Source organism: Micromonospora arida (assembly GCF_003857035.1).
Classification (GTDB): domain Bacteria; phylum Actinomycetota; class Actinomycetes; order Mycobacteriales; family Micromonosporaceae; genus Micromonospora; species Micromonospora arida.
On the sequence record NZ_QGSY01000125.1, the window covers coordinates 1 to 3,423 of the forward strand.

General features: G+C 72.9%; 2 protein-coding genes. One reads left to right on the forward strand and one right to left on the reverse strand.

Annotation, left to right across the window (positions count from 1 at the left end):
• The coding region (locus tag DLJ58_RS06820; protein WP_124854363.1) for an alpha/beta hydrolase at positions 1 to 1,191 on the forward strand (1,191 nt) is incomplete at its 5' end.
• A 58-nt stretch (positions 1,192 to 1,249) separates the two neighbouring features.
• Here the strand turns inward: DLJ58_RS06820 and glmS are convergent.
• Positions 1,250 to 3,163, reverse strand: a complete 1,914-nt coding sequence (gene glmS, locus DLJ58_RS06825; protein WP_091402308.1) for a glutamine--fructose-6-phosphate transaminase (isomerizing) — start codon at positions 3,161 to 3,163, stop codon at positions 1,250 to 1,252.
• Between the last annotated feature and the right edge of the window lie 260 nt (positions 3,164 to 3,423).

The window sequence follows — 3,423 nt, forward strand, 5'->3', positions numbered from 1 at the left end:
GCGCTGGCCGCGGCCCTGCGGGCCGCGCTCGACGCGGCAGCCGCCGCGGACCGGGCCGCCGCCGACCGGTTGGATGACCTGGCCAGGGCCGCCGGCACCGGTTGGGCGTCCCCGCCCCCGCCCGGTCGACCGGCCCTCGGCGCCGCGCCCGCGCTGGTCAGCGCCTGGTGGTCCGGGTTGACCCCGGCGCAGCGACGGTGGCTGATCGCGCGTGAGCCGGCCCTGGTCGGCCGGTTGGACGGGCTGCCGGTGGCCGCCCGCGACCAGGCCAACCGGTTACGGCTCGACGTCTGGCGTGGGGAGCTGCTGGCCGAGCGGCGACGGCTGCTGTCCCGGGTGCCGCCGGGGCCGCTCGCAGCGATCCGGCTGCGTGGGGTGGTCGGACGGTTGGCCGGCCTGGACGCGCTGGTCGAGCGGTTGACGGCCGGCGACGCGCCGCGGGCGTACCTGCTCGGGTTGGATCCGGCCGGGGAGGGCCGGGCGGTGGTGGCGCTCGGCGACCCGGATCATGCCGACCGGGTGTTGACCTACGTGCCGGGGATGACCGCCGGCCTGGACGACGCCCCCGGCGAGCTGGGCAGGGCGGCCCGGGTGCTGGAGCGGTGCGCCGCGCTCGCCCCGGGTGAGCGCAGCGCGGCGGTGCTCTGGTTGGACTACGACGCTCCGGATTTCCTGACCGAGGCCGCCTCAGCGGGTCAGGCCCGGGACGCCGGCCCGGCGTTGCACCGCTTCCAGGAGGGGCTGCGGGCCAGCCACGAGGGGCCGCCGGCACGGCAGACCGTGCTCGGGCACAGCTACGGGTCGCTGGTGGTGGGGGTGGCCGCCCGGGAGCACGGGCTCGCCGCGGACGCGCTGGTCTTCGTCGGCTCCCCCGGTGTCGGCGCGTCGCACGCCGCCAAGCTGGGCGTGCCACCCGGGGAGGTCTGGGCGAGCAGCGCCCCCGACGACGTGATCCGGGCGGCCCGGCCACCGGAGGAGCTGGGCCGACGGGCCCTGTTCGGCGCGGCACCGCTCGCCGCCGTGCTGGGTTGGCCGGGCCGGACGGGGCACGAGCTGTGGTTCGGTCACGACCCGGCCGATCCCGGCTTCGGCGGGCGGGTGTTCTCCAGCGGCCGAGGCGGGCACACCGGCTACTGGGAAGCGGGAAACCCGGCGCTGGACGGGATGGCCCGTGTCGTGCTGGGCCGGTGATGACGAAACCCCGGCCGCCGCGAGGTACGGCGACCGGGGTTCCGGACATGGGCGGTGGCTACTCGACGGTGACCGACTTGGCCAGGTTGCGGGGCTGGTCCACGTCGTGCCCCCGGGCGGCGGCGATCTCGGCGGCGAGCACCTGCAACGGCACCGTGGTGACGAGCGGGGCCAGCAGGGTGGGCGTACGCGGCACGTAGATCAGGTGGTCGGCGTACCGGACGACCGCCTCGTCGCCCTCCTCCGCGATCACGATGGTCCGCGCGCCGCGCGCCCGGACCTCCTGGATGTTGGAGACGACCTTGTCGTGCAGCATGCCCCGGCCCACCGGCGAGGGCACCACGCAGATCACCGGGGTGCCCTTGTCGATCAGGGCGATCGGGCCGTGCTTCAGCTCACCGGCGGCGAAGCCCTCGGCGTGCATGTACGCCAGCTCCTTGAGCTTCAGCGCGCCCTCCAGGGCCACCGGGTAGCCGACGTGCCGGCCGATGAACAGCACTGTCGGCTCGGACTTCAGGTCCCGGGCCAGCTCGCGGACGGGCTCGATCCGGTCGAGCAGCTCACGCAGCTTGCCGGGAATCTCCTGCAACTGCGCGACCACAGCGCCCACCTCGTCGGCGAACTTGATCCCGCGCACCTGGGCCAGGTGCAGGCCGATCAGGTAGCAGGCGACGACCTGGGTGAGGAACGCCTTGGTGGAGGCGACGGCGATCTCCGGCCCACCGTGGGTGTAGAGCACGGCGTCCGACTCGCGGGGGATGGTCGAGCCGTTGGTGTTGCAGATCGCCAGCACCCGGGCCTTCTGCTCCTTGGCGTGGCGCAGCGCCATCAAGGTGTCCATCGTCTCGCCGGACTGCGAGATGACCACGATCAGCGTGGACCGGTCGAGCACCGGGTCGCGGTAGCGGAACTCGCTGGCCAGCTCCACCTCGCACGGGATCCGGGTCCAGTGCTCGATGGCGTACTTGGCGACCATGCCGGCGTGGTACGCCGTGCCGCAGGCCACGATGAAGATCTTGTCGACGTCGCGCAGATCCTGGTCGCTGAGGCGGACCTCGTCGAGAGCGATCTCACCGCTCTCGGTGAGCCGGCCCAGCAGCGTGTCGGCGATGGCCTGCGGCTGCTCCTCGATCTCCTTGAGCATGAACCAGTCGTAGCCGCCCTTCTCCGCGGCCGAGGAGTCCCAGTCGATGTGGAAGTCCTTGCCGGCGGCGGGCTGGCCCTCGAAGTCGGTGATCTCGATGCTGTCACCGGTGATCAGCACGATCTGGTCCTGGCCCAGCTCGACCGCTTCCCGGGTGTGCTCGATGAACGCGGCCACGTCGCTGGCCAGGTAGTTCTCCCCGTCGCCCCGGCCGACCACCAGCGGCGAGTTGCGCCGGGCGCCGACGACCGCACCGGGCACGGCGGCGTCCACCGCGAGCAGGGTGAACGCACCCTCCAGTCGTTGGCAGACCACGCGCATGCCGGCGGCGAGCAGTTGCGGGCTGTCCGGCTGTCCGGCGGCGCGCAGATCGGCCAGCGCGGCGGCGAGCAGGTGTGCGGCGCACTCGGTGTCGGTGTCGCTGGTGAACTGGACGCCGTCGGCCTCCAGCTCGGCGCGGAGCTTGGCGAAGTTCTCGATGATGCCGTTGTGGATCACCGCGACCCGCCCGTCCGGGGCGACGTGTGGGTGGGCGTTGCGGTCGGTCGGGCCGCCGTGGGTGGCCCACCGGGTGTGCCCGATACCGGTGGTGCCGTCACCGATGCCGATCGGGCTGGCCGCGCAGGAGGTCGGGTCGTCGGCGGCCCGCTCGGACAGCACCTTTTCCAGGTTGGCCAGCTTGCCGGCCTTTTTCTCGGTCAGCAGCTGGTCGGCGCAGACGATCGCGACGCCTGCCGAGTCGTAGCCACGGTATTCCAGCCGCCGCAGCCCGTCGAGGACGATGCCGAGTGCGGGGCGCGCGCCCGCGTATCCCACGATTCCACACATGGCCCGCAGCCTAACCCAGTTTCACTCATGCTGGTTGCTCGAAAGTCGGGTTATCAATCACGGAATCTGAGCGATCAGGGCCTGCGCGGCCACAACGGGACGAGCGTCACAGGCGCTCACGCCCCGCTCCGGAGGGCGGGGTTGCGACACGCCTTCGGGTGCGACAGTCTCTCGGCGGGTTTGGCGCTCCCGTCCACGGCCCGTTCGTCCCATACCCACTCCCGCCCGGAGCAGCCATGTCCGCCGCGCCGTCGCCCGAC

Excerpts from the sequence above, each read along its gene's own strand:
- glmS (WP_091402308.1), bottom strand. The coding sequence starts at position 3,163 with ATGTGTGGAATCGTGGGATACGCGGGCGCGCGCCCCGCACTCGGCATC.